The organism is Actinomyces sp. Z5 (assembly GCF_003287795.1).
GTDB classification, from domain to species: domain Bacteria; phylum Actinomycetota; class Actinomycetes; order Actinomycetales; family Actinomycetaceae; genus Actinomyces; species Actinomyces glycerinitolerans.
The window spans coordinates 9,287-14,679 of the sequence record NZ_QMIN01000070.1 but is presented as its reverse complement, the minus strand read 5'-3'; the positions used below and the strand labels follow the sequence as shown (position 1 = coordinate 14,679).

Sequence of the window (5,393 nt, the reverse complement as noted above, 5' to 3'; positions counted from 1 at the left end):
CGCTTCCCGCACGCCCGAGCACGACCTCATCGTCCCGAACACGACCACCAAGTCGGACCCGTCCGCGCCGAACAACGCGCCGAACACGACCAACCGCGAGCCCGAACCACCACACCCACAAACGCGAAGAGCCACAATTGGGTACACGGAGGACGGATGCGGCATGGCAAGACTGTGGACTTGGCTACGGCGACCAGGGAGACGGCAGACTCTGGTCGGGGCGCTGTCGGCGCAGGCGACTCTCGCCATTGAGGGCGTCGAGCTCGCGCTGCGCGCATGCGAGGCGGACGCGGATCTGGACGCGCTGGTCGAGCGCATCGAGCAGGTAGAGCGCCAGGGAGACACGACTCGCCTGCAGTTCGTGCACCTGCTGTCAACACGCGTGGTGACGCCGCTCGACCGGGAGGACATGTTCCGCTTCTCCCGCTGCCTCGATGAGGTGCTCACCAACACTCGTGACTTCGTGCGGGAGACCCGCGCCTGGCAGGTCCAGCCCGATGACCACTCGCGGACGGGCCTCGAACACATTCGCCGCGGACTGGAGCAGCTGGTCGGTGCCATGGACACCTCCTCCGGGCGCATCAACCGGGAGCTGTGCACCGCCGCCCGTAAGGAGGGCCGCCGGGTACGCGAACAGTACGACGACGGCCTGCGCCAACTGTTCGTGGAAGAACTGAATATGGAGGCGCTGGCCCGACGCGAACTGCTCAGACGCGTAGACGTGATCGGCCTGAGACTGATCGAGGCCATCGACGCCGTCGTAGACGGAATTGTCAAACGCACCATTTGATCGCCTGCGCCGATTCACGATCATCCGCCGGGTCTGTAACAATCGCCTGCGTGAAGTCCTCCACCACGCCCGGCTCGGTTGCCGGCCCCGCCCCACTGCCGCCCGCGCCCGTCGACCTGCGCCTGGTCGTCACGGATATGGACGGCACCCTGCTCGACGGCGACGGCCTACTCCCGGCGGGATTCGCCGACATGGTTTCGCGGCTGCGCGCCCACGGGGTGCTGTTCGCTCCCGCCTCCGGGCGCCAGCTCGCCAACCTGCGCTCCGTGCTGGGTGAGCCGATCACCCACTCGCCGATCATCGCGGAGAACGGCACCCTGGTGGTACAAGACGACGAGGTCATCCACTGCGAGACCATAACCGTGAGCGACACGGTCGCCGCCATCGACACCGCCCGCGACCTGGGCATCGACGGCTACAACGTCGGCGCCGTCCTGGCCGGGGTGGAATGCGCCTACATCGACCGCCAGGACCCGCCCTTCGTGGAAGAGGTCTCCCGCTACTACCGGGAGCTGGAGATCGTCGACGATCTACTCGCCGTGCCGCTGGACCGGACGCTGAAGGTGGCCGTATACGACTTCGACGACGTCGAGGCCGGCAGCTCGCAGGCACTGAAGGCGGCCGTGCCGGACGTGCAGGCCGTCGTCTCCGGCGTGCACTGGACCGACCTCATGCCCCGCACCGCCTCCAAGGGCCGGGCCCTGGCCGCCCTGCAGGCGCGCCTGGGCATCACGCCGGCGCAGACAGCCGTCTTCGGCGACTATCTCAACGACCTGGACATGTACGAGCGGTCCGAGCTGTCATTCGCCATGGCCAACGCCCACCCCGGCATTCAGGCCGTCGCCCACTGGACCGCGCCCGCAAACACCGAAGCCGGCGTCCTACGCACCGTCGAGGCCCTGCTCCAGCGCCTGGGCTGAGCGCCGCCGCCGGACGGGACGGTCGCGCGGGCCCTCAGCTTCCGCCCGCCAGCCCCCGACGCAGAGCATCGATCGCATCACTGCGGAAATCGCGCATCGCCGCCGACCAGGTGCAGTAGTCGGCGCCGTGATACATACCCGGCTCAACCCGCAGTTGCACCTGCGCGCCGGTAGCCCGCAGGCGTTCTGCATAGGCACGGTCCTCATCGAGGAACAGGTCCAACTCGCCAACGCCGATCCAGGCGGCCGGTAACCCATCCAGGTGCTCCCGCCGAGCCGGCACCGCCCAGCGCGCCGACGCCCACCGGTCGGCCGGCTCGGCGACCGGACGCCCCAGGTAGGCGCCCCAACCTTCCGCGTTGCGACGGGCGGTCCACACGAACTCGCCGCGGCCGGGAATCTCGGCGCCACCGGCACCCGTGCGGTCATCCAACATCGGATAGATCAGCAGTTGGAAAGCAACCGGTACTCCCTCGTCCAGGGCGCGCTGAGCGAGTGCGGCCGCGAGCCCGCCGCCGGCGCTGGCGCCGCCGATCGCAATCCGCTCGGCGTCCACGCCCTCGGCCGCGGCCTCGGCGTGCAGCCGACGCAGAACGGTGAAGGCGTCGTCGAGGGCCGCCGGATAGGGGTGGGCGGGCGCCAGCCGGTAATCGACGGAAACCACCAGAATGCCCAGTTCCCGGGCGATGCGTGAGCAGAACAAGTGGTCCTGGGCGGGGGAACCGCCCACAAAGCCGCCACCGTGCAGCCACACGAGGGCGCCCGACGGCGGCCCCTCCCGCCGCGCATCCGGTTCGTACCGCCACACCGGCACCTCCAGACCGCTATCGACGACGACGTCACGGTGCCCCAGGCCGGATGGGAATACCCGCGCGGGCAGCCGCGAGGAAAGCAGGGAGGAGAAGTCGGTGGGCAGGTCCTCGGGCACTCCTGCCTGGCCCCGGCCAATCACCAACAGCGGCGCACGCAGCTCCCGGGCCACGCGGTTGAGCCCCGGTCCCAGCTCTCGGCGGCGCACCGCCAGCGCCCCGATGGCGCTCAGGGCGGCGATGGCGGCCGCGCCACGAGTGGCGCGAGCGGAGGGAGACATGCGGTTCTCCTTCAGTCCTCGTCCAGCAGGTGCTCGATATCGACGTCGGCCCGGCGGGTGGCGCGCAGGGCGTCGAGCTGACGACGCTCCTTCTTGGTGGGGCGGCCCGCCCCGCGGTCGCGAACGATCGCGGCGGGCGCATCCAGCGGGGTCGGACGCGGGGGAGAGAAGTCGGTGTAGGCGGTGCGGGCGACGGGTGCACCCACCCGCTTGACGAGGATCCGCTGCACGCGCAGCAGCCGGTCGAAGCCCTGCACGCGATAGCGGATCTCGTCGCCCACCTTCACGTGTTGGGAGGGCTTGGCGGTCTCGCCGTTGATGCGCACGTGGCCGGCGCGGCAGGCCGCGGTCGCGGCGGAGCGGGACTTCACCTGCCGCACGCTCCATAGCCACACGTCCACGCGCGCCGACGCCGGATCGTTAATGCCGGGAGCGCTCCGGTTATCGCTTCCGGCCGCTGGGCCCGACTGCGTATTCGCCACGTGTCCGATCCTAGGGGATCGGGCATCGGGCCCAGGTGCCATTTCAACCGACCTCGGCACGTAACTGCTACCGACCTCGGCGAGACGCGCGGCGGCGGGGCAGGGCGGCACGCCCACGCGTCACCAGCCCGAGCCCGATCAGCAGCGCCCCGGCGGCACACACCAGCGTGTAGACGCGGTCGGCCAGCACCGTTTGCCCCACCCGGACACCAACACTGCGGACGCGCTCGGGCACCGAGACGGCGCCATTGCCGCCGGCCGCGCAGTCGGTCAGTGCCGTGCGCAGGGCGGCGGCGTCGGCGTCCGGCAGCCCGAGGTCGTAGGCGGCCGCCACGCTGACGAACCGGCGGGCGTACTCACAGCGGTAACCGACGTCGTCGGGCCACCATCCGGGCCCGGTAGTGGTGGTCCAAGTGCCCGTCTCGGTGGAGCCGGCCGGGCACGTGGCCGGGCCGCAGTTGGACTTTTCCTGATTGGCCGCGCCATCCACCGCCAGCAGATTCAACGGATCATTGGCGACCAGCAGACGCCGGCGCTGATCCCACTGCCAGGCCCCGTGCGCGTACAGGTAGTTCAGCGGGATCACGTGGTCGATCTGAACGGCGTCGGAGGTGTCCTGCCCACGCTGAAAGGCGACCGTGGATCCGGTGTAGGGATCGTGGAGGGTGCCCGACCAGACCGTGGCGTCGGGGCAGACGGCCGCCCCCTGACCGCGCCCGGCTTCGATGCCCTGCGTGCCGTCCTCGCGGGAGAAGTCCGCGTCGGTCAGGTCCCGGGCCAGGATTTCGTTGCGGGTGTCGCAGCCATCCCCATCGACGTCCATCCACGCCTGGCCGAACCAGCCGGTGCGCGAACCCCCTTCACCCCAGGAGACGGCGGCGGGGGAGTCCTCCGGCAACGCCTCGAGCGCGTCCAACGCCTCCGCCGCGCCCAGCACGAGCCGCTCGCGCTCGTCCCAGGAGACAGCGGCCGCGGTTGGCGCATCCAGCGAACTCGCGGTATCCGCTGCCGCCGGGGGCGCGACCGCGCACGGAGTCAGGGCGAGCGCTGCCGAAAGCGCGCAGGCCGCCGGCGCCGTCCGGGCGGATCGGTGGAGACGAGGCAGCATGATGGGCGGGTTCCGCGGCCGGAGGCGGCTCAGGGAACGATGTAGCCGGCGGCGCGGAAGACCTCGTACCACTGCTCGCGAGTCAGCTCCAGGTCGGAGCCGGCGGCCGCGGCCTCGACCCGGTCCGGGCGGGTGGTGCCCAGCACCACCTGAATACGGGCGGGGTGGCGGGTGATCCAGGCGGTGGCAATCGCCTCCGGGGTCACGCCGTACTCGGCGGCCAGGCGGTCCACGACGTCGTTCAGCTCGCCGTAGCGCTCCCGGTTGCCCAGGAACGGGCCGGAGCCGTCACCGGACTGGAAGGGGGACCAGGCCTGAATGGTGGTGTTGGTCAGGCGGCAGTAGTCGAGGATGCCGTCGGTGCGCACCACCGACTGGTCGTGGCGCATGTTCAGGGCCACGCCCTCGGCGATCATGTCCGCATGCGTCAGGGACAGCTGCAGCTGGTTGACGAGCAGCGGCTGGTCCACGGTGGCTCGCAGCAGCTCCAGCTGGCCGCGCGTGTGGTTGGAGACGCCGAAGTGGCGCACCTTGCCGGAGGCGGCGAGGGAGTCGAAGGCGGCGGCCACCTCCTCCGGCTCGACCAGCGCGTCGGGACGGTGCAGCAGCAACACGTCCAGGTAGTCGGTGTGCAGCGCCTTGAGGGAGGCGTCGACGGACTCAAGGATGTGCTGGGCGGAGAAGTCGAACCAGCCCCAGCGGATGCCGCACTTGGTCTGCAGCACCACCTGCTCGCGCTCGGTGGCCGACCAGTTCAGGGCCGAGCCGAAGCGCTCCTCGCAGGCGTGGTCGCGGCCGTAGATGTCGGCGTGGTCGAACATGGTGATGCCCGCGCCGCGGGCGGTGGCTACCAGGTCGCGGATCTCGGCGTCGCTGAGCTCCTTAATGCGCATCAGGCCGAGGATGAGGTTGGAGGCGGTCAGGTCGGATGAGCCAATTGGTTGGATTCTCATACAAATATGGTACTTGACGGCCGCGGCTGTGCCTAGGGGCGGGCCGGCGT

Annotated in this window: 6 protein-coding genes; 2 read left to right on the top strand and 4 right to left on the bottom strand. The window is 70.4% G+C overall.

Annotated features, from left to right (window positions below; all coding sequences use genetic code 11):
- The first annotated feature begins 163 nt into the window (after positions 1–163).
- Complete coding sequence (locus tag DRB06_RS09710; RefSeq protein ID WP_111819822.1) at positions 164–790, top strand: DUF47 domain-containing protein; 627 nt, start codon at positions 164–166, stop codon at positions 788–790.
- A 50-nt stretch (positions 791–840) separates the two neighbouring features.
- Entirely contained in the window at positions 841–1,710 is an 870-nt protein-coding gene (locus DRB06_RS09705) for a Cof-type HAD-IIB family hydrolase (RefSeq protein WP_258522222.1), read from the top strand.
- Positions 1,711–1,744: 34 nt separating this feature from the next.
- On the opposite strand, the gene DRB06_RS09700 is transcribed toward DRB06_RS09705, so the two are convergent.
- The 4 genes from DRB06_RS09700 to DRB06_RS09685 form a co-directional block, all read right to left on the bottom strand.
- Positions 1,745–2,800 (bottom strand): alpha/beta hydrolase, encoded by a 1,056-nt coding sequence (locus DRB06_RS09700; protein WP_111819821.1) that lies wholly within the window; start codon positions 2,798–2,800, stop codon positions 1,745–1,747.
- A gap of 11 nt (positions 2,801–2,811) precedes the next feature.
- Positions 2,812–3,225 carry an RNA-binding S4 domain-containing protein gene (locus DRB06_RS09695; protein WP_244542681.1) on the bottom strand — a complete coding sequence of 138 codons (414 nt, stop codon included), beginning with the start codon at positions 3,223–3,225 and terminating at the stop codon, positions 2,812–2,814.
- A 124-nt stretch (positions 3,226–3,349) separates the two neighbouring features.
- Positions 3,350–4,390 carry an HNH endonuclease family protein gene (locus DRB06_RS09690; RefSeq protein WP_111819820.1) on the bottom strand — a complete coding sequence of 347 codons (1,041 nt, stop codon included), beginning with the start codon at positions 4,388–4,390 and terminating at the stop codon, positions 3,350–3,352.
- Positions 4,391–4,419: 29 nt separating this feature from the next.
- Positions 4,420–5,343 (bottom strand): aldo/keto reductase family oxidoreductase, encoded by a 924-nt coding sequence (locus DRB06_RS09685; RefSeq protein ID WP_108967066.1) that lies wholly within the window; start codon positions 5,341–5,343, stop codon positions 4,420–4,422.
- Between the last annotated feature and the right edge of the window lie 50 nt (positions 5,344–5,393).

Bases quoted from the DNA above. Each gene is read 5' to 3' on its own strand.
- DRB06_RS09710 (WP_111819822.1), top strand. From the start codon at position 164: ATGGCAAGACTGTGGACTTGGCTACGGCGACCAGGGAGACGGCAGACT.
- DRB06_RS09700 (WP_111819821.1), bottom strand. From the start codon at position 2,800: ATGTCTCCCTCCGCTCGCGCCACTCGTGGCGCGGCCGCCATCGCCGCC.
- DRB06_RS09690 (WP_111819820.1), bottom strand. From the start codon at position 4,390: ATGCTGCCTCGTCTCCACCGATCCGCCCGGACGGCGCCGGCGGCCTGC.
- DRB06_RS09685 (WP_108967066.1), bottom strand. From the start codon at position 5,343: ATGAGAATCCAACCAATTGGCTCATCCGACCTGACCGCCTCCAACCTC.